We start from the raw sequence: 24196 nt of genomic DNA, 5'->3' as shown, positions 1-24196 counted from the left end.
TTGTGGGGTTCGAGGTGTCGTGCGCCGGAATCAGGCGGCTTTCACCGACTGATTCGCGAGAAAGCGGTCGATCGCGCGCGCGGCGAGCTTGCCGTCCTGCACCGCCTGAACGGTGAGATCGGTCGCGCCGTGTCCCGCGCAGTCGCCGCCCGCGAACACGCCTTCGAGCGAAGTCGCGCCGTCCGCATCCACGGCAATGCGCCCGCCGCCCGCCGCGCGCTCCAGCCCGTCGAGTCCTTCGGGCAACAGCGTCTGGCCGATGGCCTTGAGCACCATGTCGGCCTCCACGCGCACGATCTCGCCCGTGCTGCGCAATGCGCCGCTTGCGTCGAGCGACGTGCGCTCGAATTCCACGGCTTGCACGCGCGCGCTGCCCGCCGCCGCCACGATGCGCACCGGCTTCATCCACTCGGCCAGCATCACGCCTTGCGTCCGCGCGAATTCCTGTTCGGCCCCGGTCGCGCTCATCTGCGCGGCGCCGCGACGGTAAGCGAGCGTCACCTGCTCCGCGCCCAGCTTGCGGCTTTGCACGGCGGCGTCGATTGCCGTGTTGCCGCCGCCGATCACCACCACCTTGCGGCCCACGGGCACGCGCGACAGATCGTTCGCGGCGCGCAAACGCGCGATGAAATCCACGGCATCGAGCACGCCGTCGAGCGATTCGCCTTCCACGGCAAGCGCGTGCGTGCCGCCCAATCCCACGCCGACGAACACCGCGTCGTGCGCCGCGCGCAATTGCGCGAGCGTCAAGTCGCGGCCCAGCCGCTGCCCCTGATGCAGTTCGATGCCGCCGAGGGAAAGCAGCCATTGCACTTCGCGCTGCGCGTAGTCGTCGACCGTTTTGTACGCGGCAATGCCGTATTCGTTGAGGCCGCCGGGCCGCTCGCGCGCGTCGAACACGCTCACGCGATGCCCGGCGAGCGCGAGCGTATGCGCGCAGGCGAGACCCGCCGGCCCCGCGCCGATCACCGCAACGTGGCGGCCCGTTTCGCTCGCGCGTTTGAAAAGCGCGGGCGCGCCCGCGGCTTCGCGCGCCATTTGAAAGTCGGTGGCGTGGCGCTGCAACGCGCCGATCCGAACCGGTTCGTTATCCTGATGATTTCGCACGCAAGCGCCTTCGCACAGGATCTCGGTCGGGCACACGCGCGCGCACATGCCGCCAAGCGGGTTCGCGCTGAGAATGTCGCGCGCGGCGCCCTTCACGTTGCCGTTGCCGATCTTGCGGATAAAGCCGGGAATGTCGATGCCGGTCGGGCATGCCGCTACGCAAGGCGCGTCGTAGCAGTAATGGCAGCGGTCGGCGGCGATCACGGCCGCGTTGACGGAGAGCGGCGGCGCGACATCGGCGAAACGGCAGCCGAGTTGTTCGGCGGTAAGGCGGCCTGAAGCGATGCCATCGGCGGCATTCGAGGTGGGCTGGGACATCCGGGTGCTCCTTGCGAGGCAAAACACGGGTCCGCCGGCCGCGCGCGCGAAGCGCACGGCCGGTACGTGGGGAAGCCTGGGAAAACCGCGCGGCTCTGGGTCCGCTCGTTCGATCTCTATCCGAACTGCACGAAACAGCAACAGCGAAAAAGCGCGCGCGTCAGCCGGGCTCGTTCGCGCGTTCGAGCATGGCGTGCAGCAGCACGTTCGCGCCCGCTTCGATCCATTCGATCGTCGCGTCTTCGACTTCGTTGTGACTGATGCCGTCGATGCACGGCACGAACACCATCGAGGTGGGCGCGACAGTCGCGAGATAGCACGCGTCGTGGCCCGCGCCCGACACGATGTCGCGGTTCGAATAGCCGAAGCGTTCCGCCGCCGCGCGCACGGAATTCACGCAGGCCGGATCGAACGGCACGGGCGCGTAATAGAAAATCTGCTCGAGTTCGGTTTCGAGCTTGCCTTGCGCGGCGATCTTCGCAATGCCTTCGCGCAGTTCCGCGTCCATTTGCGCGAGCACGTCGTCTTGCGGATGGCGGAAGTCGATCGTGAAGAACACGCGGCCCGGAATCACGTTGCGCGAGTTGGGGTGGACCTGCATCATGCCGACCGTCGCGCAGGCGAGCGGCGCATGACGCAAGCCGATTTCGTTGACGAGCTGCACCACGCGCGACGCGCCCAGCAGCGCGTCGCGGCGGCGCGGCATGGGCGTGGGGCCCGCGTGCGCTTCCTGGCCCGTCAGCACGACTTCGTACCAGCGCTGGCCTTGTGCGTCCGTCACCACGCCGATGGTCTTGCGCTCCGCTTCGAGAATCGGCCCTTGTTCGATATGCAGTTCGAACGCCGCGTGAATCTTGCGCCCGCCGCACGGCAGGTCGCCCGCATACCCGATGCGCGCCAGTTCCTCGCCGATCGTCTTGCCGTCCACGTCCTTGCGCGAAAGGCCGTAGTCGAGCGAGAACACGCCCGCGAACACGCCGGAGGCCACCATCGCGGGCGCGAAGCGCGAGCCTTCCTCGTTGGTCCAGATCACGGTTTCGATCGGACGCCGGGTTTCGATGCCGTGATCGTTGAGCGCGCGCATCACCTCGAGGCCGCCCAGCACACCGTAGATGCCGTCGAAGCGGCCGCCCGTGGGCTGCGAGTCGGCGTGCGAGCCCGTCATCACCGGCGGCAGGTCGTCGTTGCGGCCCGCGCGGCGCATGAACACGTTGCCCATCTTGTCCACGCTCACCGTGCAGCCCGCCTCCTTCGCCCATTGCACGATGAGATCGCGGCCCGCCTTGTCGAGGTCGGTGAGCGCGAGACGGCACACGCCGCCCTTGGGCGTGGCGCCGATCTTCGCCACTTCCATCAGGCTGTCCCACAGGCGTTGACCGTTCACGTGAATCGCCGTGGTCAGCGCGGCTTCGCTTACTGCGTTCATGCGTGTTCTCCTGTGCGTGTTCGTCAAACGTGCATGCATGCCACGGTGTGGGGCGCGAAGCGCGAATCCGGTGCATGTCGCGCTGCTGCGTGAGGACGCCCGATATCGCGCTTTCCGAATCCTGTCCGATTGGACAGGTTTTAGACGATAAAGTCGGCGAATTCAATGCGGTCTTACGAGCGAGAACCGTGCCATCCATGTTGCAGTGCGCGAAAAAAAGCCGCGCCCGCGAAACCGGCCCGCGCGCGTCCTGCGCGTTTTTCCCGATGCCGGCCGACGCGCGACGTGCCGGCATCGTCGCTACAATGAGCCGAACCCGCGCACTCCCGCTGCGCTGTTTTCTCTTATTCCAACGGACCGAACGTCATGCGCGACGACGAACCCACCGCGCGAGCCGCGCCAATCGCAGCACGCGGCGCCGCGCCGCCGCCGGACGCTGACGCGGCGCACAAGCCGCGCCGCCGCAAAGCCTCCATTCGCGCCTCGAACGAATCGCATCTGCTCGCCTGCGCCGAAGCCGTGTTCGCCGAGCGCGGCTTCGAAGGCGCGAGCACCGCGCTGATCGCCGAACGCGCCGGTTTGCCGAAAGCCAATTTGCACTACTACTTTCCGACCAAGCTCGCGCTCTACTGGCGCGTGCTCGACGACGTGTTCGAGGAATGGAACGCCGCCGCCGGCCTGTTCGATGCGAGCGACGACCCCGCCGAGGCGATCGGCGGATACGTGCGCGCCAAGATGGCGCTCTCGCGGCGGCGGCCGCTAGGCTCGAAAGTGTGGGCCAACGAGATCATCAGCGGCGCGGCGCATATGCAGGACATTTTGCTCGCGCGCGTGAAGCCGTGGATGGACACGCGCGTGAAGCTGATCGAGCGCTGGATCGCGAAGGGCTTGCTCGCGCCCGTCGATCCGCAAACGCTGCTTTTCATGATCTGGGCGACCACGCAGCATTACGCCGATTTCGAAGCGCAGATTCACGCGCTCGCGGGCAAGCGCGCGCTTTCGGCAAAGCGCTTCGAAGCGACGACGGAAGAAGTGGTGACGATGATTCTGCGCGCCTGCGGCGCGCGCTCGCCCGGCGCTTGAGGCGCTTGAGGCGCGCGGTTGGCGCGCGGTTGGCATGCTGCCGCCGCGCCATGCACGCGCGGGCGGCACGCTTTGCGCAACACGAACTACGGCTTGGGCGCCGCCTGCAACGTCGTGACCGTCAGCGCGGGATCGGCGGCGATCTCGCTTGCGGTAAAGCGGAATCGCCGCCACGTACCGCTGGCGAACTCGCGCGTGGCGTCGCTGTAATGCGGCGAAGCCGGGTCGTCGGAGAGCGAATGCGCGAGCAGCGTGTCGGCATCCACACCGTGCTCGCCGAAGCTCACGACCTGCACGTAGCTGTCGCCGTGGCCGCTGCCGTCCATGGCATAGCCGCCCGCGTCGAGCGGGTGCTGCGCGCAGACCACGGTGAAATAGCCCGCGTCGTTGCAGCCGCCGTAAAGCGGCACGCGCGTCGCGCCGCGCTGCGTGTAGAGCAGCTCGCCGCGCGTGGAATCGGCCGCGAAACCAAAGCCGCGCAGCGCGCGCACCGCTTCGCCCAGCGCGTGGCGCAACGCGGCAACGGTAGCCGCGTCGGCGGTGTCGAGACCGCTTGGCGTGGTGAGCGGCGCGGCGGGATCGAACGGCGTGCGATACAGCTTTTCGGGCGGCAACGCGCTCGCGCGGTGCCAGAACTCGTCCCACAGATTCGCGCCGCGCGCGCTTGTGCGCGCGGTGCCGTCCCATTTCGCGAGCACGGCGCAGGCTTGCGCGACATCGGCATCGTCGCTGCCCGGCGCAAAGCCAGGCGCAAGGTCGGGCGCATCGTGCTTGCACACCGCGTCGAGCAACGGCCGGCGCAACAAGGTTTCCGACATCGAGCGGCTCGCCAGCACGCCCTGCTCCAGCGCCGCGCGCGTGACGCCGCCCGGCGCCGCCTGCAACTGCGCGGCAAGCGCATGGCCGAGCCGCGTGCGCAAGCTCTGCGGCGTTCCGGTGATGCCCGTCACGCGCGGGAAACCCGTGAGAGGCGCGGCGGGATTCGTGAGCCAATAGCTGCCGTTGAAATTGCCCACGTAGTCGTCGCGCAGCAGCGAAGGCATGTCCGCCACGCCCAGCGCCCGCGCCTGCGGCGCGTTCGGCGCGCTTTGCCATTCGCAGGCGCTTTTCGAGCCGTCGAGAAACGGCACGCCGGGCGCCTTCGCGTCGAACGCGCGGCCGAGCGCGGGCGTGCAGGCCTGCGCCAGCGCGTCGCTCACGCCCGGCACCGCGCCGATGTCGGCGAACCACACGCGCGCGTCGCCGCGCCCGATCGCGAAGGTGTTGACCCACGGCGCGGCCGCGTAGCGCTTCTGGATCGCGATGAAATCGTCGAGCGACGCCGCGCCGTCCCACGCGAGGAAGTTCTCGAACACGCGCGCGTTGTCGGCGTTCACGTCGCGCAGCGCGAACGCATGCTGCGCATTCCACGCGAGCGCCGGCGACATCGACGCCAGATTGATTAGCGGTCCGAACCGTGAGCGATACAGCGTGCGCGTGACGCTCGCGAGCGTGCCGCCGGCCTCGCGCACCGGCACCGTCACGCGCACGGCCTGCATGGCTTCGTCACGGCCGTCGTAAAGGTAATGCGTGGGCGCGCCTGGCACGAGCGCAAGCTGGAAAATGCCGAAGCGCCGCGCCTGCGAAACCGTATGCGTCCACGCAACGTTGCGGTTGAAACCGATCATCACAACCGGCACGCCGAGAAATGACGCGCCCGCCACGTCGAGCTGGCCGGGAATGGTGAGCTGCGCCTCATAGAAACGGTCGGGGCCTTGCCAGAACCAGTGCGGATTGCCGAACAACAGGCTCGCGCCCTCGCGCGTCTGGCCCGCGCCGAACGCCATGGCGTTGCTGCCGATACCGTCGCGCTGCGCGATCTCGAAGCGCGACGGAGCGATGTCGATGGCGGCATGCGGCGCGGCTTCGTCCGGCGCGGCGGCGGGCGCCGCCGTGGCCGAAGGCGGCGTGGCGTTGGCGATGGCTGCCACGAAATGCGCCTCACCGCCCGCGAGCGTCGCGGCAATCAGGCGGCGATACACGTCGTCGGCGTCGATCGGGCGCAGCCACGCGGCGTTCGAACACGCGGCATGCGCGCCCGCGAAGCGGCCCGCGCGCAGATCGTCGAGATAGCGGTCGTAACCGGCCGCGAAACCCGCCACGAGCGCCCGCGTGCGCGGCGTTTGCGCGGCGCGAAACCGTGCCACGGCGTCGTCGCCCGCCACGAAGCGGAAGAAGAAGTCGGCGTCGAGATTGCGCGGCTGGCCGAACGAAGCGGCTGCGGGCGGCTTCGCGTCGGGACCGAATTGCGCGGAACGTTCGCCGCGATACGTCACGAAGGCGTCGGCGAGCGTGCAGAGCGTGTCCTGCGCCTGTGCGTAGCCCGTGCCGTAGCCGAGCCCGCCCCAGTCGTTCGCGCGAATGTGCGCAATGCCGTCGGCGGTGCGGCGAATCTCGGCGCGGTACGGCTCGTGCGATGTTGCCTGCGTAGGAGCCGCGCTCGAATTCACGCCGGAGTTCGCGCACGCGCCCAGCACGAGGGCGCACGCCGCGCCAGCGAAAAAGCGGCTTGCTGCGGGGAGTTTTTTCATCGATTTCGATTATGGATTCGTACTGCCGGCCCGCGTCCCGTTCGTTCCCAACCACACGAAGCACAAAACAAAACGCAAAACGAAGCGTACGACAAAACGCACGACAAAACGCACGACAAAGCGCAAGATCAGCAAGTCGGCAAGATCAAACACACCTCAGGCCGCGAGATTCGCCTTGCCGCCCGCGCCCGCATACCGCGCGCCCAGATCGGCGCCCGCGCCGCTCTCCACGAGCTGACCGTATTCGAGCTTGATATAGCGGTCCGCGAGCGGGAAATAGCGGTCGTCGTGCGTGATGACCACCACGGTCTTGCCTTTCGCTTTCAACTCGGGCAGCAGCTTGCGATAGAACACGTCCTTGAACAGCGGGTCCTGGTCGGCGGCCCATTCGTCGAAGAGATAGAACGGCCGGTCCTCCAGGTACGCCACCAGCAGCGCGAGCCGCTTGCGCTGCCCTTGCGAGAGTTCGAGCGTGGAAAACGCGCCGTCGCGAATGCTCACCTTGTGATCGAGTTGCAGATGCACGAGCAGTTCCCGCGCCGTGTTGTCGAGCCCGTCGAAGCGCATGCCGAGCAGGCTGTCGAACAGGAAGAAGTCGCTGAACACCACCGAGAACAACTGCCGGTAACTGTCGCGATCCGCTTCGCCGACCGGCGCGCCGTTGAGCACGATGCGCCCGCTTTCGGGCGGGTACAAGCCCACGATCATCTTCGCGAGCGTGGTCTTGCCGCTGCCGTTGCCGCCGATCAGATACACGAGCTCGCCCGGCTTGAACGCGAGATGGATCGGCCCGAGCGTGAACACGTCGTTCTCTTTCTCGCGAAAGTATCGGTGCGTCACGCCGTCGAGCACGATGCTGTCGAACGCGTTTTTCACGGGCGCGTCGAGTCCGCTTTCGAGCGGCAGTTCGGCGCTCACCTGCTCGATGCGCTCGAGCGCCACGCGCGCGGTGCTGATGTTCGGAATGGCCGAAAGCAGCGACTCGATCGGCATGATCATGTAGAGAAACACCATCGCGTAACCCGACATCACATGCGTGGACACGGGAAACTGCCGCGCGACCACGAACAGCGTAATGCCGATGAACGCGAACAGAATGAAGCTGCCCCAGCTCGCCGCCGCCGCGTAGAGCACATAGCCGCGCGTGCGCTGCACGCGCACGGCTTCCACGTTGGTGGAAAGCGTGTCGTCGATAAAGGCCGCGCGGCGCAGGCGATGCAGCTTCAATTCCTTCGCGCCGTCGAACAGCGCGCGAAAGTGGCGCACGAGGTCGTCCTCGCGTTGGCGCGACGCGCGCAGATGAAACAACGCGCGCCCGTTCGCCACGCGAAAGCCCGCCGCGCCAATGCCGATGGTGAGAATCGCCACCAGCAGGATCGGCCACGAAAGCACGCTCAAATACGCGAGACAGCCGACGATCACGGCGCTTTGCATCGCGAGCGCGGGCATGCGCACGAACAGCATGACGATGGCGTCGAGATCCTGCGTGAGCACGGCGAGCGAGCGCGCCGCGCCCTGCTGCTCCAGGTGACGGAACGAGGCGTCGCCCAGACGCCGTATCGTCTGCATGCGCAAGCTGGCCTTGGCGCGCTGGCCGAGGTCCATGAAAAGGGTTTGCGAAACGGTGCGCGTGGCGAGCACGATCACGCCGAGCACGACGAACTGCCAGCCCAGCCGCGCAAGCTGCGCGCTGGAGGCGGACAACGCCTGGTTGATGAGCGCGACGAGCCCGGCGTTGCCGAAGCCGCTGACGAGACTCGTGATGAGCGCGATGAACAAGGTCCAGCGTGAATTGCGCGCGAGCTTCAAGAGCAAAGACATGAGACTCCTTGAGACGGTGGGTGCGTCAGGAACCGGGCCGGTCTGGGGCCGGACGCCGGAACATCGTGAGGATCAGATAGAAGCCGCCAAGCAGCGTGGCCATCACGCCGGCGGGCATTTCCTGGGGAAACAGCACCCAGCGGCCGAGCCAGTCCGAGCCGACCATCAACGTCGCCCCGAACGCGGCCGAGACCGACAACAGGGGCACGGCGCGGCGAATGCCGAGCATGCGCGCCATGTGCGGCGCCATCAAGCCGATGAACGACAGCGGCCCGATCACGAGCGTGGCCACGGCGCTCAGCAGCGCGCTCAGCATCAGGAGGCCGAAGCGCGCGCCGGCGATGCGCACGCCGAGACCCGCCGAAACCGCGTCGCCGAGCGGCAGGATTTCCAGCCAGCGGCGGCACAGCGGCACGGCGGCGAGCGCGAGCAGCGCGCACGCGGCGACGAGCGCGGCCATGACCGGCCCGACGTTGTAGGTCGAGCCCGCCAGCAGATTGTAGAGAATGATGACGCGCGGGTCGCCGCTGGAAACCGCGATCACCGAAACGGCCTGAAACGCGGCGCTCAACGTCATGCCCGCGAGGATCAGCGTGTCGGGCGAAAACGACGAGGCGCGCGCGATCAGCACGAGCGCGCAAAGCGTGAGCATCGACCCGGCCGCGCACCACGCGAGAAACGTGGGCAAGCCGGGATGCGCGGTGAGAAAGAGCGCGCCCGTAAGCCCGAGCGCGCCGCCCGCCGAAATGCCGAGCAAGTCGGGGCTTGCCATGGGGTTGCCGGTCATGCGCTGGACGATACCGCCCGACAGCGCGAGCAGCACGCCCACGCCCGCCGCCGCGACGACATGCGGCGCGCGCAGGAACAACAGCGCGGCCGCTTCGGGCGCGCTGCTCCAATGCCAGCCCGCGAGGCCGCGTCCGAGCGCGAGCGAGATCGCGACGACGGCGGCCAACGCCAGCGCGCTCGCGAGCGCGACCGCCCGCATGCCGCGCGGCGACAGCGGCACGCCGGGCTGCGCGGGCGTTTGCGCGAGATCGGGGCGCCCGCGCAGGCGGCGCAGCATGACCAGCAACAGCGGCGCGCCGATCAGCGTGGTGATCGCGCCGGTGGGAATCGCCATGTGCAGGCGCGCCGTGCCCAGTTGCGCGAGTTGATCGGCGAGCCACAGCAGCGCCGCGCCGATCAGCGGCGACCAGATCGCGCGCTCGCGCAGGCCGCGCGCGCCCGCGAGCCGCGCAATGGCGGGCGCCGCGAGCCCGACGAAACCGATCACGCCCACGGCGCTCACCACGCATGCGGTTATCGCGAGCGTGAGCGCGAGCACGATGCCGCGCGTGGCGCGCAGCGAAACGCCGAGGCTCGACGCCACGGTATCGCCGAGATCGAACACCGCCATGGGCCGCAGACACAGCAGCAACAGCAGCGCGCACGGCACGAAGCGCGCGGCCAGCGCGAGCGCCACGCGCCAGTCGTGTTGCGCGAACGAGCCGCCGCCCCACACCAGCAAGCCGCTCAGCAAGTCGTAATGCGCGATGGCGAGCGCGAGACAGAACGCGCCGCCGCACAGGTTGACGATCATGCCCGCGAGGATCAGCGCGAGCGGCGACATGCCGCGCCGCGCCGCCAGCGCGAACACGGCCGCCAGCGCCACGGCGCCGCCCGCGAGCGCCACGGCGTCGCGGCCGCCGGCGAGCAGGAACGGCGCATAGACGGTGGCGAGCGCGAGCGCCAGCCAGGCGCCCGAGAAGATGCCGAGCGTCATGGGCTCGGCGAGCGGGTTGCGCAGCACCTGCTGCGTCGCGACGCCCGCGAGGCCCAGCGCCGCGCCGCACAGCAGCGTGACGGCCACGCGCGGAAAGTCGCCGTAATGCACGAGCAGTTGCGTCACGTCGGTGTCCGAGGGCGCGAACAGCGCCTGCCACCAGAACGCGGGCGCGAGCCGCGTGTCGAGGCGCAGCGCGAACAGCAGCGCCGCGAACGCAAACAGCGCGCAGACCGGCACGAGCGGCGTTCGGCGCGACGGCGCGAAGGGCGCGCTCAGGGCTTGCTTCATGCGGCCTCCGCGGTTTGGGGGCTTCGCTCGGTGGGCGGCGATGCGTTCCTCGCCCATGCATTGCCCGCCGATGCGTTGCCCGCCGATGCATTGCCCGCCGATGCATTGCCCGCCGACGCGTTGCCCGCCAATCGACCCGGCCGCGCAACGCCCTGCGCCGGTTCCCCATCGGCGGACAACTTCGAGAGCGCATCGACCAGCGCGCCCGCGAAGTACGCCGCGCTCAGAATGCCGCCCTCGGGCGGCACCTCGGCCATGCCGGTCATGCGGCCCGCGCGGGCAAACGGCATGGCCTGCCAGATGCGGCTCGTTTGCATCATCGCCGCGGTCAGCGCGGGCAGCGGCTTCACGTACACGAGCGTCGCGCGCGGGTCGGCGTCGAGCGCATCGAAGCCGGTCATCGCCACCGCCGCGCCGTTCGCGCCGCCCCACGCGTTGCGCAAGCCCAGTTGCGCGAGCAGTTCGCCGAACAGGCTGTGCGCGCCGAACACGCGCAAATGCGATTCGTCGACAAAACGCGCGAGATAGATCGTCGCCGCGTGCGCGGGCAGCGCGTCGAGCCGCGCGCGCGCCTGCGCGACCGCGCGCCGCGAGCGCGCCACGGCGGCCTCGCCCTGCGGCGCGCAACCGTAGAGATGCGCGAGACGCATCGTCTCTTCGCACGCCGCCGTGTACGGCGTGGCGCTCGCGCGAAACATGCCGAGCGTAACCGTGGGCGCGATGCGTTCGAGCGCGCCGCGCATCGGCGCATGCGCGGGCGTGATGACGATCAGGTCGGGCTTGAGCGCGAGCATCAGCTCCATGTTGGGCTGGAACATCAACCCGAGATCGACCACCGAATCGGGCACCGGGCACGCCGTGAAATTGCGCCGGAAGCCGGGCGTGTTCGCCATGCCGACGGGCACCACGCCGATGGCGAGCGTGAGTTCCGCGAGCCCCCAGTCGAGCACGATCACGCGGCGCGGCGCGGCGGCGCGCGCACGCCCGCCGGCGGCGAGAAAAGTGCCGCCCAGCAGCGCGGCAAGCATGGCCCTACGGTTCATTGCATCAAATCGGAAAGAAGGGATTGCAGGGTATCGGCGTCCGGCGCGGCGTGACGCCCGTCGTGCCGCACGCGCGCCTCGTCCACGGCGCGCGCATAGGCGTCGAGCGTGGGCGCCGCGAACAGCGCCGCCAGCTCCACTTCCACGCCGAACTCGCGCGCCACGCGCCGTTGCAGCTTCAGGCTCAGGATCGAGTCGCCGCCCAGTTCGAAAAAGTGATCGTGACGGCTCACGCGGCCGATGCCGAGCACCTCGCTCCACAGGCGCGCGAGCGCCGCTTCGGTTTCGCCTTGCGGCTCGGCGTAAGCGTGCGCGGCCTGCGGCTGCGGCACCGGCAGCGCGCGGCGGTCGACCTTGCCGTTCGGCGTGAGCGGCAACGCGTCCAGGATCGCGATCGACGAAGGCACCATGTAGTCGGGCAAGGTGCGCGCGAGCGCGTGCTTCAGCGCTTGCGGGTCGAGTGCTTCGGGTTGCGGTTTCGACTGCGGCCCCGGCGTGACGTACGCCAGCAGACGCGCGCCGCCGCCGTTGCCTTCGACCATCGCCACCGCCTCGCGCACGCCCGGCTGCGCGAGCAGCGCCGCCTCCACTTCGCCCAGCTCCACGCGAAAGCCGCGCAGCTTCACCTGCTGATCGAGCCGGCCGAGATAGTCGAGCGCGCCGTCGTCGCGCCAACGCACGAGGTCGCCGGTGCGATAGAGACGACCGCCTGTGCCGTCGAACGGATTGGGCACGAAGCGCTCGGCCGTGAGCGCGGGCCGTTGCAGATAGCCGCGCGCGAGCGCCGCGCCGCCCAGGTACAGCTCGCCCGCCGCGCCGCGCGGCACGAGCCGCATCGCCGTGTCGAGCACGTAGGCCACGCGCGCGCCGACCGGCCTGCCGATGGGCGCATAAGCGCCTTCGAACGCCGCGTCGGCGTCCCAGGCCGTGGGCGCGATCACCGTTTCGGTCGGCCCGTAGGCGTTGACGATGCGGCAGCCCGGCAGCGCGCGGCACGCAGCCTGCATTGCCTGCCCGCTCCACGCCTCGCCGCCCACGATGCACAGGCGCAAGGCCAGCGCTTGCGCATCGGCGGCATTCGCTTCGAGCGCGCACTCGGCCACGAGATTGTTCAGATACGAAGGCGTGAGGAACACCACCGAAACGCGCTCGCGGCGCATGGCGTCGATCAGCCGCGCCGTGGACCAGCGCGCGGGCTCCGCGATCACGAGCGCGCCGCCCGCGCACAGCGGCACGATCCAGCGTTCGTGCGCGATGTCGAAATTGATCGACGCGAAGTGCAGTTCGCGGTCCGCCGCCGTCATGCCGTAACGCGCGCCGACGGCCGCGCAGTGCGCCGCCAGCGCGCCGTGCGCGACGCCCACGCCTTTCGGGCGCCCCGTGGAGCCCGAGGTGTAGATCACGTAGGCGAGATTGCCGGCGTGCGGCGCGGTGTGCGGATCGTGCGCGGGTTCGTCGTCGAGATCCGGCGCGTCGATGTCGATCGTGCGCACGTGCGCGGGCACCGGCGCCTCGGCGTTTGCCTGCGCGCCGTGCGCGAGCACGAGGCGGATGCCGCTGTCCTCGATCATGTGCGCGAGGCGCTGCGCCGGGTACGCGGGATCGAGCGGCACATACGCGCCGCCCGCCTTCATGACGGCCAGCATCGCGACGATCATCTGCGCCGAGCGGTCGGCGGCCAGCCCCACGCGCGTTTCCGCCGCCACGCCCGCGCGCGCGAGGCGATGCGCGAGCCGGTTGGCGCGCGCGTTCAGTTCGCCGTAAGTCATGCGCGTATCGCCCGCGACGACGGCGAGCGCGCCGGGCGTTTGCGCGGCGCGCGCGGCGATCTGCTCGTGTACGGGCAGCGGCTCGCCGGCTTGCGCCGGCTCGCGCCCGAGCGCGATCAGCGCCTCGCGCTCGCCTTCGCCGCAGCCGTCGAACGCGCCGAGCGGCTGTTGCGCCGCGCCGGGCTCGAACGCCATGTGGCGCAGCAAGCGCGCCATATGCTGCGCGAGCCGCGCGGCGTCGGCATCGGCAATGGCTTCGCGCGCATGGCGCAAACCGAGCCGCAGCGTTTCACCCTGCGTCACGCCCAGCGTGAGCGCGTAGCTCGTTTCGTCGCGCGCCGTCACGTTGGCGATCGCGAGGCCGCCCGGCATCGCCTCCTTGAGCACGGCATCGACGGGATAGTTCTCGAACACCACGAGGCTGTCGAACAACCCTTGCCCGCTCGCGCCCGCCCAGCGCTGGATCTCGTGCAGCGGCGTGTGCGCGTGCTCCTGCGCGGCCATGCCCTGCGCCTGTAGCGCGCGCAGCCAGTCGCCGAGCCGCGCGTGCGGGCACGGCTCGGCCACCACGGGCACGGTGTTGATGAAGAGGCCGAGCAGGTGCGCCGCGCCCGGCAGGTCGGCGGGACGGCCCGCGAGCGTCGCGCCGAACACCACGGCGCGCTGGTTCGTATAACGCTGCAACAGCAGCGCCCACGCGCCCTGCAACAGCGTGTTGACCGTCACGCGCGTCTCGCGCGCGAACGCCACGAGGCGCGCGGTGGCGGCGGCGTCCAGCTCCACCGTATGCAGCGCGTGGCCCGGCGCCTGCGCGGCGCGCTTCGGCAACGCTTCGGCAAGACGCGTCGGGCCGTCCAGGCGCGCGAGCAGCGCTTGCCAGTGCGCGGCGCTCGCCTGCGCGTCGCGGCCGCGCAGCCAGCGAAGGTAGTCCGCGAAGTCGCCGGGCGCATGGCCGCCGGGCGCGGGCGACGCCTCGCCGGCGTAGTGGCGCAGCACCTCGCCGAGCAATTGCGAGACGCTCCAGCCGTCCATCAGCAGATGATGATGCGTCCAGACGAAGCGATAGCGACGCTCGCCCGTGCGCACGAGCGCAAGCCGATGCAGCGGCGCGCGCGAAAGCTCGAAGCCGCGTTCGAGTTGTTCGGCGGCGAAGGCGTCGAGCGCGGCTTCGAGATCGGCATGACCCATCGCGGCGGCGCGCGCGCGCCAGTCGTGTTCCTCGAACGGCAACGCCACCGCGCGCGCGACCCATTGCAGCCAGCCTTCGCCTTGCGCGACAAAGCCCGTGCGCAGCACGTCGTGGCGCTGCGCGAGCGCGTGCCACGCGGCGCGAAACCGCGCGGCGTCGAGGCCGTCGAGATCGGCGCGCAACTGGTTCAGGTACACGCTGCCGCCGCGCGCATACAGCGCGTGAAACAGCATGCCCGACTGCATCGGCGTGAGCGGATAAAGATCGTCGACGTCGGCCAGCGTAAGCGGCAGCGCGTCGAGTTCGTCCTGATCAAGCGCGGCGAGCGGAAAGTCGGACGGCGTCGCGCTCGCCACCTTCGCGCAGCGCGCGATCAGTTCGCGCAACGCGGCCCCGAATGCGGCGGCGAGCCGTTCGACGGTGGCCGTGCGATAGCGCGCGCCGCTATAGCCGATGGTGAGCACGAGCGCGCCGTCGAGCACCTTGCCGCTGACCGAGAGCGCATAGGCGAGCGGCGCGTCGGCGGCTTGCGAGGTGGCCTGCGCGATGCCTGGCGCGACGTTCTGCGAGGCGGTGCGCGGCGCCGTTTCGCTCGCGAGCTGCCACGCCTGCGACTCGTCGAAGTGCGGGTCGAACTGGCCGAGGTAATTGAACACGACCTGCGAAGGCGCGACCTGCGCGAGCGCGGCGCGCGACGCTTCGTCGCCGAGGTAGCGCAGCGCGCCGTAGTTCAGGCCGCGCGCGGGCACGGCGCGCAGCGTCTCCTTCACGCGCCGCAACGCGGCAGGCGCATCGCCCCGCACGTCGAGCGCGACCGGATACAGGCTCGTGAACCAGCCCACCGTGCCGCTCAGGTCGATGTCGTCGAAAAGATCCTCGCGGCCGTGGCCTTCGAGATCGACGCGGATCCGGGCGGCGCCGCTCCAGTCGCACAACGCGCGGCCCAGCGCCGTGAGCAGCACGTCGTTCACCTGCGTGCGCCACGCGGCGCCCGTTTCGTGCAGCAGCGCATGCGTTTCTTCGCGATCGAGCGCGAACGCGACGTGGCGTTGCTGCGCGACGGTGTTCGCGCCTTCGGGCATGTCGCACGGAAGCGCGGCGCTCACGCGCGCCACGTCTTGCCAGTAGCGCACTTCGTCGCGCACCGCGGGCGTGCGCGCGTGCGCGGCGAGCCGCGCGGCCCACGCGTCGGTCGACGAGGTCGCGGCGGGCAGCGCGGGCGGCGCGCCGTTTTTCAGCGCCGCGTACGTCTCGCGCCATTGCGCGACCAGCAAGCGCCACGACACGCCGTCCACAGCCAGGTGATGGATCGCGAGCATCAGCCGCCAACTGCCGTCCGCCATTTCGATGGCGAGCGCGCGCAGCAGCGGGCCGCGGGCGAGATCGAGACTGCGTTGCGCTTCCTCGCAATGCGCGAAGATCGCCTCGGGCGAAGCCGCCTTGCGCACCCAAAGCAGCGTTTCGGGCGCGCTCGCCTCGCCATGACGCGCGCCGCGCTCGTCGTAACGCATGCGCAGCGCCGCGTGATGCCCGACCAGCGCGTGCAGCGCCCGCGCGAGCAACGCCGTGTCGAGCGGAGCGCGGCTCGTCAGCAGCACGGCCTGATTCCAGTGGTGACGCTGCGGGATCGGCTGATCGAAGAACCACGCCTGCATGGGCAGGAGCGCGGCGGGCGCGCCCGCGGGCGCTTCGCGCGCGGCGTCGCGGGCGGTATCGGCGTGACGGACGTCGAGCGCTTGCGCGAGCGCCGCCAGTTGCGCCACCGTCTGGCGCTCGAACACCTGGCGCGGCGTGAGCTTCCAGCCCGCCTGGCGCGCGCGGTCGACGATCTGCAAGCTCAGGATGGAGTCGCCGCCCAGTTCGAAAAAATTGTCGTGACGGCCCACGCGCGCGACACCCAGCGCCTGCTCCCAGATCGCCGCGAGCGCGCTTTCCGCCGCGCCTTGCGGCGCTTCCCACGCGCGCTCGTCCTGTTCGGGCAGCGGCAGCGCGCGCCGGTCGATCTTGCCGTTCGGCGAAAGCGGAAAGCGCGCCAGCTCGACCCACGCGGCGGGCACCATATGGTCGGGCAACTCGGCGGCAAGCCCCTTCGCCAGCGTGTCGCGCGCGATGCGCCGGCCCGCGCGCGCACTCACCCAGGCCACCAGCCGCTTGCCGTTCGGGCCGTCGTGCGCGGCAACCACGGCCGTTTCCACGCCGGGCTGGCGTTGCAGCACCGCTTCGATCTCGCCGAGTTCGATGCGAAAGCCGCGAATCTTCACCTGATGATCGAGCCGGCCCAGATATTCGAGCGCGCCGTCCGCGCGCCAGCGCGCGAGGTCGCCGGTGCGATACAGCCGCGCGCCCGCCTCGAACGGGTCGGGCACGAAGCGCTCGGCCGTGAGCGCGGGCCGGTTCAAATAGCCGCGCGCGAGCCCCGCGCCGCCCAGATAGAGTTCGCCCGCCACGCCCGCCGGCAGCGGGTTGAGCGCGTCGTCCAGCACGTGCGTGCTCACGTTGGCGATGGGGCGGCCGATCGGCACCACGGCGTCGCCGGCGCGGCAAGTCCAGTGCGTAACGTCGATGGCGGCTTCGGTCGGGCCGTAGAGGTTGTGCAACCGCACCTGCGGCAAACGCGCGAGCGTCTGGTCTTGCAGCGTCGCGGGCAGCGCCTCGCCGCTGCACACGATCTGGCGCAGGCTCGCGCACGCCGCGCCGCTGCCATCGAGCGCGGCCACGAACGCTTGCAGCATGGGCGGCACGAAATGCAGCGTGGTGACGCGGTGCGCGTCGATCAACGCCACGAGGCGCGCGGGATCGCGATGATCGCCGGGCCGCGCGAGCGCGAGGCGCGCGCCCGTCATGAGCGGCCAGAAGAATTCCCACACCGAAACGTCGAAGCTGAACGGCGTTTTTTGCAGCACCGTGTCGCGCGCGTCGAGCCGATACGCCGCCTGCATCCACGCGAGCCGGTTGCCGAGCGCGCCGTGCCGGTTCGCCGCGCCCTTGGGCCGGCCCGTGGAGCCCGACGTGTAGATCACGTAGGCGAGATTTTCCGCGTCGAGCGCGACGTCGGGACATTCGTCGCTTTCGTGCGCGAGGTCGAGCGTGTCGAGTTCGAGCACGGCGCACGGCGCTGCATCCCGCGCCGCGCGCGGCAGCAGCGCCGCGAAGCGTTCGCGCAGCGCGCGCTGCGTGAGCAGCAAGCCGATGCCGCTGTCCGCGATCATGTACGCGAGGCGCTCGGCCGGATAGTCGGGGTCGAGCGGCACGTACGCGCCGCCCGCCTTGAGAATTGCGAGCAGGCCGACCACCATCTCCACCGAGCGCTCGACGCCCATGCCCACTTTCACGTCCGGCCCCACGCCAAGACGGCGCAGCCGCTGCGCGAGGCGGTTCGCGCGCGCGTCGAGTTCGGCGTAGCTCAGCGTATCGCCGTCGAACAACAGCGCGGGCGCGCCGGGATGCGCCCTGGCCTCGCGCTCGAACAGGCGATGCACGGGCACGCTCGGGCCGTAGTCGGCGTGCGCGCGGCTCCAGGCCGCAAGCTGCGCGTGCTCGCTCGCGCCCAGATACGGCAGTTCGGCCACGGCGCGCTCGGGATCGGCGCACAGCGCCGCGAGCAGCGCCTCGTAATGCGCGCACCAACGCGCGACCGTTTCCGGGCGATACCGCGAGGCGTCATAGCGCGCCGTCACGTTGACGGCGCCGGCCGCCACGCGCACGTCGAAGCTCAGGTCGAAGCGCGCGAGCGGGCTTTCGGCATCGACGATGTCCACGTCCAGCCCGTCGAGCGACAACGGCCCCGCCGCCGCCGCGCCCTGCACGTTGAACAGCGTCTGGAACAGCGGATGACGGCCCGCCTCGCGGCGCATGCCAAGCGCGTCCACCAGCATCGGCAAGGTCACGTCCGCGTGATCGAGCGCGGCGCGCGTGGCGTGGCGCACGTTGGCGAGCAGCGCGCGGCCCGTCATGGCGGGATCGATTTGCGCGCGGTGCGCGCGCGTGTCGATAAAGAGGCCGATCAGGTCTTCGCATTCGGCGAGCGTGCGCCCGCTCGTCGGCACGCCGATGCAGAAGTCGCGGCTGCCCGCGTGACGCCACAGCAGCAGTTGATACGCGGCCATCAGCACGACGAAGGGCGTGCAGCGCTCGGCCTTGCAACGCGCGCGCACGGCGTCCAGCGTGCCGGCGCGCAGCGCAAACGTGTGCGCGTGCGCGCGGCGTTCGGCTTCGGGAGCGGGCGCGAAATCGCCCGGCAAATCAAAGTTTTCCCCCGCGAAACTGTCTCCCGCGAAGCTTTCGCCGGGCGCGCCGAGATAGCGGCGCCACCATGCGAGATCGGCCTGCGCCTTGGCGCCGGACAGTCGCGCGCGCTGCCACGCGGCGAAATCGGCATAACTCCATGCAATCGTTTCGGATGCCGAATTATCTTTGCCTTGCACGGCGTCGCGGTATGCCTGCGCGAATTCGCGCGCGAACACGGCGTTCGAGCCGCCATCGGAAATCAGATGATGCACGACGACCGAAAGCACATGCCGGTCCGGCGCGAGCTTCACGAGGCAAAAGCGCGCCGCGCCTTCGCGCGCGAGATCGAACGGGCGCCGCGCCTCGGCTTCGAGCTTCGCGTCGAGCGCCGCCTCGCGCGCGGCGGCGTCGTGCGCCGACAGGTCGACCACGGCCAAGGGCGTATCGGCGCGAAGATCGGCGATCTGATACGGCGTGCCGTCGCGTTCCTCGAAGCGCGTGCGCAGCACGGCCTGGCGCGCGCGCACGCGCGTCAAGGCGCGCGCGAGCGCCGCGCCGTCGAGCGGCCCGCGCAAATGAAACGCGCGCGCCAGATGCCACGCAGCCGAAGCGGGCGCGAGGCGTTGCATGAACCACATGCCCTCTTGCACGGGAGACAGCCGCTGCCACGCGAGCGGCGCGCCGCCCGTACTCATCGATCCATCTGCTTGAACATGCATCGCAGCACTGCCTCCCGAGGATTTACCACTGATATTTCGCTCCCGCCGTGAGCAGGCGGCCTTCGCCCCAATAGCAGTAATTCGCGCCGATGCACGAGGCGAAGTACTTGCGGTCGAGCAGGTTCGAAACGTTGAGCCAGGCGCTCCAGCCTTGCAGGCTAGAGAAACGGCGGCCCAGGTCGTAGCGCAGCGAGAGGTCCACGAGCGTGGCGGACATGGTTTCGAACGAGTTGGCCGTGTCGCCGTACGAGCCGCCGATATAGCGCACGCCGCCGCCGAACAGCAGCCCCGCGAGCGGCCCGGCCGAAACCGTGTAGTCGGCCCACAGCGAAGCCGTGTTGCGCGGAATGCCCACCGGCGCCTTGTCGAGCGTCGCCGAATTGCTCTTGGTGTTGAGCAGGTTCGTGTACGTGTAGCTCGCGATCAATTGCAGGTTGTTGGTGAGGCTCGCGTGGCCTTCCACCTCGAAGCCCTGCGAGCGCACCTGGCCCGTGAGCACGCTGAAGCCGGCGTGCAGCGGGTCGGTGGTCGCGACGTTGTTCTCGTCGAGATGGAACGCCGACACCGTGATGAAGCTGTTATAGCCCTTCGGTTGCAGCTTCACGCCCACTTCGTACTGCTCGCCCGAAAGCGGCGCGAACGCCTGGCCGCTATACGAGCTGCCCACCTGCGGCTGGAACGACTTCGAGTAGCTGAAGTACGGCGCGATGCCGCTGTCGAACTGATACACGCCGCCCGCGCGCCACGTGAAGGCGCGGTTGAACTGCGTGGTGGTCGCGCCGGTCTTGTACGAAGTCGTGTCCTCGTTGGCCCAGTCCTCGCGCACGCCGAACAGGAACGACCACTTGCCGACATCGAGCTGATCCTGCGCGTAGACGCCGAGCTGCTTGACCGAATAGGCGTCCGAGGTCGCGAACATGAAGTTCGGATACGGGATCGTCTGGCCGTAGATGGGATTGTTTTCGTTGAGTCCCGGCGTGGAGGTCAGATTGCCGTAGAAGTAGTGGTCGAACTGGATGTTCTGGTAATCGAGGCCCGCGGTCACGTTGTGCTTGACCGGTCCCGTGTCGAATTTCGCGCTCACCTGGTTGTCCACGGTGTGCGAATTCACCATGCCGTCGTTGAGATACGCGGTGCGCGCGAGCGTGTTGGTGCCGGTCGTGAAGCCGTCGTTGCCCACGTACTGAATCGTCTGGCTGTTGTGCAGGAAGCGGTAGCTCTGCTTGACCGACCACACGTCGTTGAAGCGATGCTCGAACTGGTAGCCGATCGACTCCTGGGTCTTGCGGAAGCTGTCGAAGGTCGGCTCGCCCGGATTCTCGCTGCGGCTGTGCCACGTGTACGGCACCGAGTTGTAGATGCCCGCTTCCGGGTCCGCCTGATAGTTCGCGAACACGGTGAACGTGGTGTCCCTGCTCGGGCGGAACTGGAGGGTCGGCGCGATCGAGAAGCGCTGCTCGTTCACGTAGTCGGTTTGCGTGCCGGTGTTGAAACCGTCGGCCGTCACGCGGTACAGCACGGTGCCGTTCTTGTCGACGGGACCGCTCATGTCGAAGAAGCCCTGAATGCGGCCGTAGCTGCCCGTTTGCAGGCCGATTTCATGGAACGGCGTCTCGGTCGGCATCTTGCTCACGAGGTTGACCGTGCCGCCGGGCGAGCCCTGGCCGTACAGCACCGAAGCCGGGCCGTGCAGCAATTCGATGCGCTCGAACATGTACGGATCGAAGCTCGTGACGTTGTAGCCGAAGCCGCCGTTGGGGCCGGGCGTGCGCAAGCCGTTCCAGAATTCGTCGACGAGAAAGCCGCGCGCGTAGAGATATTCGAGCGAATCGGTGTTGGTGCCGCGCTGCTCGGGGTTCATGCCCGAGGTGTAGCGCAGCGCCTGCGCCACGCTTTGCGCGCCCTGCACGTCCATCTGGTCGCGCGTGACCACGGAGATCGCCTGCGGCACCTTGATGATGGGCGTGTCGGTCTTGGTGCCGGCTTCGCTGCGCTTCGCGACGTAGCCGACCACGGGGCCGGTGGCCGTTTCGGCGTCGCGCGTGCCCTGCACCACCACCGCCGGCAGTTGCTGGCCCGACTGTGCCGGTTGTGCGGGTTGCGCCGACTGCGCCGGTTGTGCCGACGGTTGCGCGAGCGCGCCCGACGCCGCCACGGGCGCCGCCGTCTGCGCGCTGGCGATTCTCGCGATCGCGAGCGCCACCACGGCCGTGATCGTGCGTACCTTCATCCTTCGCGCGCCCGTTAATCCGTTATCCCTGTTGTGCGATGCCGCTTCGCCCCATCCCCGATTCATGCCGTCCGCCCTGTTCAAAATTTTTCCAAATTCCGCAGTACAAATAAGAATCATTACTATTGTCATTCGTAAAGCGGCGCGAGGACGATAGAATACGGTCTGACTTTCGCCGACGTCCTGTCAAATAGCTGCGCGAAGCCGTCGATTTTTGACGGTTTCGCGCCACTTTTTCCCAAGACTCACAAAATGACCGAAATCTGGCAACGGTTCGCGGGCACGCAACACCGGTATCTCAAACGCCCTGTCATAGCCAAGCGCTATGATTTTGAAGCTGGCGATTGCGAAAGCTGGCATTCGCACACGCAACCGCAGTTCGTCTACACGACGCGCGGCGTGTTGCGCGTCATCACGCCCGACGGCGCGTGGACGCTCGGCCCTTATCGCGGGCTGTGGATCGCGCCGCTCGTCGCGCACGAGTTGCAGGCGGTCAGCCCGGCGGTGATGTACACGGTCTATTTCGAGGTCGACGTCGCGCCGCGCACGGAATCGGCCTGCCATGTACTGATGATTTCGTCGCTGCTCAACGAACTCGTCGCCGCGCTCGTGCTCGATGAGCAGAACGGCCATCCCGAACGCCGTTCCGCGCTGATCGACCCGCTGCTGCTTCAGGAAATGCGCGAGGCGCAACGGGCCTCCGAAGGGCTGCTGCCGCTGCCCAAGGACCGGCGTCTGCAACAAATCTGCGGCCAGTTGATGGACGAACCCGCCGACAACTCGCCGCTCAACGACTGGGGCATGCGCGTGGGCGCGAGCGAAAGCACGCTGGAGCGCGCCTTCAAGGACGAAACCGGCCTGACCTTCGGCCAGTGGCGCCAGCGCCTGCGGCTCGTGGAGTCGATCTCGCGGCTCGCCAAGGGCATGCCGGTTTCGACCATCGCCACCGAGCTTGGCTATCGCAATTCCAGCGCGTTCATCACCATGTTCCGCCGCGCGATGGGCGAGACGCCGCAGCGCTTCCTGCGCAATCGCGGAGGCACGGAAACCGAAACCGCAAAATCCGCGCAATAAGGCGCCACGCACGTCGCGCCACGGGCCGCGCCATCCGCCACGCAGCAAGCCGTGCGCCGCGTCACGCGATAGGTCACACGATAAATTACGCGATAAATTACGCGGTAAGTCACGCCGTAAATCACGCGATAAATCACCGAGTAAGTCCCGCGATTTATCGCGCAATATGCCGCGCGACCGGGCCGGCCACCCGCCGCTCACGCGCCGTGCCGGCTCGCGAGCAACGCGCTCAGCGAAGCCACGCTCGGGTGATCGAACACGTCGCCCGGCGTGAGTTCCACGTTCGACTGGCGGCGCACGCGCGCGACCAGCTTGATGACGAGCAGCGAGTCGCCGCCCAGCTCGAAGAAGTCCTCGTGCGCGCCAATCCTGCCCGCATCCATTTCCAGCAGCGTGGCAAAAAGCTCGCGCACTTGCGCCTCGAACGGCTGAGCAGCCGGCCGGGCCAGCGAAGCGGCATGGGTTTCATTGGGTTCCATCGGCATCCTTTCCGAATCGATAAATGTTGAACGGCGGCGTCATGCGCGAACGTGCTCGCGCGTGGCCGCGACCACGTCCGCGCGCTCCACGAGTTCGCTCATCGCCACGACGATCTTGCGCGGCCCGCTGAACGGATCGCGCGCGTGCGCCACCAGCATGTTGTCGAGCATGATCGCGTCGCCCTTGCGCCATGCGAAGCGCACCGCGCAGCGCTCGTAGGCCGCGCCGATCGCGGCCATCGCGTCATCGCCTATCTCGCTGCCGTCGCCGAAATACGCCTGGCGCGGCATGCGCTTCGCGCCCGCGAAATCGAGCAGATCGAGCCGCACGTCCGCGTCGAGACAGCTCACGTGATGCAGTTGCACCTGGTTGAAGAACACGCGCTCGCCCGTGAGCGGGTGCGCGATCACGGCCGGGCACACGGTGCGCGTCTGCAACTCGTCGTTGGCGAGCCATTCGTATTGCACGCCCGCCGCCTCGCAACGCGCCTCCACTTCGCGGCGCTCGTCGGTGCGGAAAAACTCGCGCCACGGCACGTCGAGGCCATGCGTGAAGGTGCGCACGTACATGATCTGCCGGCGCTCGAAGGTTTCCACGAGCGCGCCGGGCAGCGCGCGCAGCATCGCGCGGCAATCCACGATGGGCGTCGCGCCGCCCACGGGCGAAGGCTGCTCGCAGAAGAAGAACTGCCGGCGCGGCCAGCGCGGCTGATGCGCGCTCTCGTTGTGAAAGAGGATCATCTGCTTCTCGGGATACGGCGTCGAACGATAGGTGTTGCGCCCGCCCTCCTTCTTCGGCAGATCGCCGTATTCGCCGTACAGGCCCGGCGAAATGGTCTCCGCGAACGCCTCGAACGCCGCCGGATCGGCAAGGCCGAAGCCGCGGAACAGCACGGCGCCGTGGCGCAGCAGCGCCGTTTCGAGCGCCTCGCGATGCGTTCGCACCCACGCGCGGGCGTCGCCGGCCGGTGCGCGCGGCGCGTGCGGCTCAAGCACGAGCGGCATGGCGCGCGCGGCGTCGAACAAGGACGCGTGGATGGCGTCGTCTGGAAAAAGCGCTGCGTTCATGATGGTCGCACTCATCG

General features: G+C 69.1%; 11 protein-coding genes and 2 pseudogenes. 2 read left to right on the top strand and 11 right to left on the bottom strand.

All coding sequences use genetic code 11. The features are described from left to right. Positions 1 to 30: 30 nt before the first annotated feature. Both U5805_RS04060 and U5805_RS04055 read right to left on the bottom strand, forming a co-directional pair. Positions 31 to 1425: an NAD(P)-dependent oxidoreductase gene (locus tag U5805_RS04060; RefSeq protein WP_322102154.1), complete on the bottom strand. Its 1395-nt coding sequence runs from the start codon at positions 1423 to 1425 to the stop codon at positions 31 to 33. Positions 1426 to 1585: 160 nt separating this feature from the next. Continuing rightward, positions 1586 to 2851, bottom strand: a complete 1266-nt coding sequence (locus U5805_RS04055) for a Zn-dependent hydrolase (protein ID WP_322102153.1) — start codon at positions 2849 to 2851, stop codon at positions 1586 to 1588. Between the two features lie 366 nt (positions 2852 to 3217). Here U5805_RS04055 and U5805_RS04050 point away from each other — a divergent pair, with 366 nt between their 5' ends. After that, positions 3218 to 3934: a TetR/AcrR family transcriptional regulator gene (locus U5805_RS04050; RefSeq protein ID WP_322102152.1), complete on the top strand. Its 717-nt coding sequence runs from the start codon at positions 3218 to 3220 to the stop codon at positions 3932 to 3934. Positions 3935 to 4020: 86 nt separating this feature from the next. Here U5805_RS04050 and U5805_RS04045 read toward each other — a convergent pair whose 3' ends face one another. The 7 genes and pseudogenes from U5805_RS04045 to U5805_RS04020 all read right to left on the bottom strand — a co-directional run bounded on the left by U5805_RS04045 (position 4021) and on the right by U5805_RS04020 (position 21558). Next, the gene (locus U5805_RS04045) at positions 4021 to 6504 is read right to left on the bottom strand and encodes a penicillin acylase family protein (RefSeq protein ID WP_322102151.1); all 2484 of its coding nucleotides are present in this window, start codon (positions 6502 to 6504) and stop codon (positions 4021 to 4023) included. 156 nt (positions 6505 to 6660) lie between these two features. Beyond that, complete coding sequence (locus U5805_RS04040; protein WP_322102150.1) at positions 6661 to 8325, bottom strand: cyclic peptide export ABC transporter; 1665 nt, start codon at positions 8323 to 8325, stop codon at positions 6661 to 6663. Between the two features lie 25 nt (positions 8326 to 8350). Further along, positions 8351 to 10381: a Fe(3+)-hydroxamate ABC transporter permease FhuB gene (fhuB, locus tag U5805_RS04035; protein ID WP_322102149.1), complete on the bottom strand. Its 2031-nt coding sequence runs from the start codon at positions 10379 to 10381 to the stop codon at positions 8351 to 8353. Further along, complete coding sequence (locus U5805_RS04030; RefSeq protein ID WP_322102148.1) at positions 10378 to 11424, bottom strand: ABC transporter substrate-binding protein; 1047 nt, start codon at positions 11422 to 11424, stop codon at positions 10378 to 10380. Before U5805_RS04030 ends, fhuB begins: the two co-directional genes overlap by 4 nt. After that, a pseudogene (locus tag U5805_RS31760) lies at positions 11421 to 16037 on the bottom strand (amino acid adenylation domain-containing protein); the annotation flags it as partial. The pseudogene U5805_RS31760 and the gene U5805_RS04030, both read right to left, overlap by 4 nt. 3 nt (positions 16038 to 16040) lie before the next feature. Beyond that, a pseudogene (locus tag U5805_RS31755) lies at positions 16041 to 19304 on the bottom strand (amino acid adenylation domain-containing protein); the annotation flags it as partial. Positions 19305 to 19350: 46 nt separating this feature from the next. After that, positions 19351 to 21558 (bottom strand): TonB-dependent siderophore receptor, encoded by a 2208-nt coding sequence (locus U5805_RS04020; RefSeq protein ID WP_322102146.1) that lies wholly within the window; start codon positions 21556 to 21558, stop codon positions 19351 to 19353. A 252-nt stretch (positions 21559 to 21810) separates the two neighbouring features. On the opposite strand from U5805_RS04020, the gene U5805_RS04015 reads away from it, so the two are divergent. Continuing rightward, a complete protein-coding gene (locus tag U5805_RS04015; protein ID WP_322102145.1) occupies positions 21811 to 22632 on the top strand; it encodes a helix-turn-helix transcriptional regulator in 822 nt (273 codons plus the stop codon). 197 nt (positions 22633 to 22829) lie between these two features. Here U5805_RS04015 and U5805_RS04010 read toward each other — a convergent pair whose 3' ends face one another. Both U5805_RS04010 and U5805_RS04005 read right to left on the bottom strand, forming a co-directional pair. Further along, entirely contained in the window at positions 22830 to 23111 is a 282-nt protein-coding gene (locus tag U5805_RS04010) for an acyl carrier protein (protein WP_322102144.1), read from the bottom strand. 39 nt (positions 23112 to 23150) lie between these two features. Continuing rightward, positions 23151 to 24179 carry a TauD/TfdA family dioxygenase gene (locus U5805_RS04005; protein ID WP_322102143.1) on the bottom strand — a complete coding sequence of 343 codons (1029 nt, stop codon included), beginning with the start codon at positions 24177 to 24179 and terminating at the stop codon, positions 23151 to 23153. Positions 24180 to 24196: the final 17 nt, after the last annotated feature.

It is taken from the genome of Paraburkholderia sp. J41, assembly GCF_905220235.1.
In the GTDB taxonomy this organism is placed as follows: domain Bacteria; phylum Pseudomonadota; class Gammaproteobacteria; order Burkholderiales; family Burkholderiaceae; genus Paraburkholderia.
Note: the sequence above shows the minus strand (reverse complement) of the source record. Positions and strands in the feature narration are given on the sequence as shown.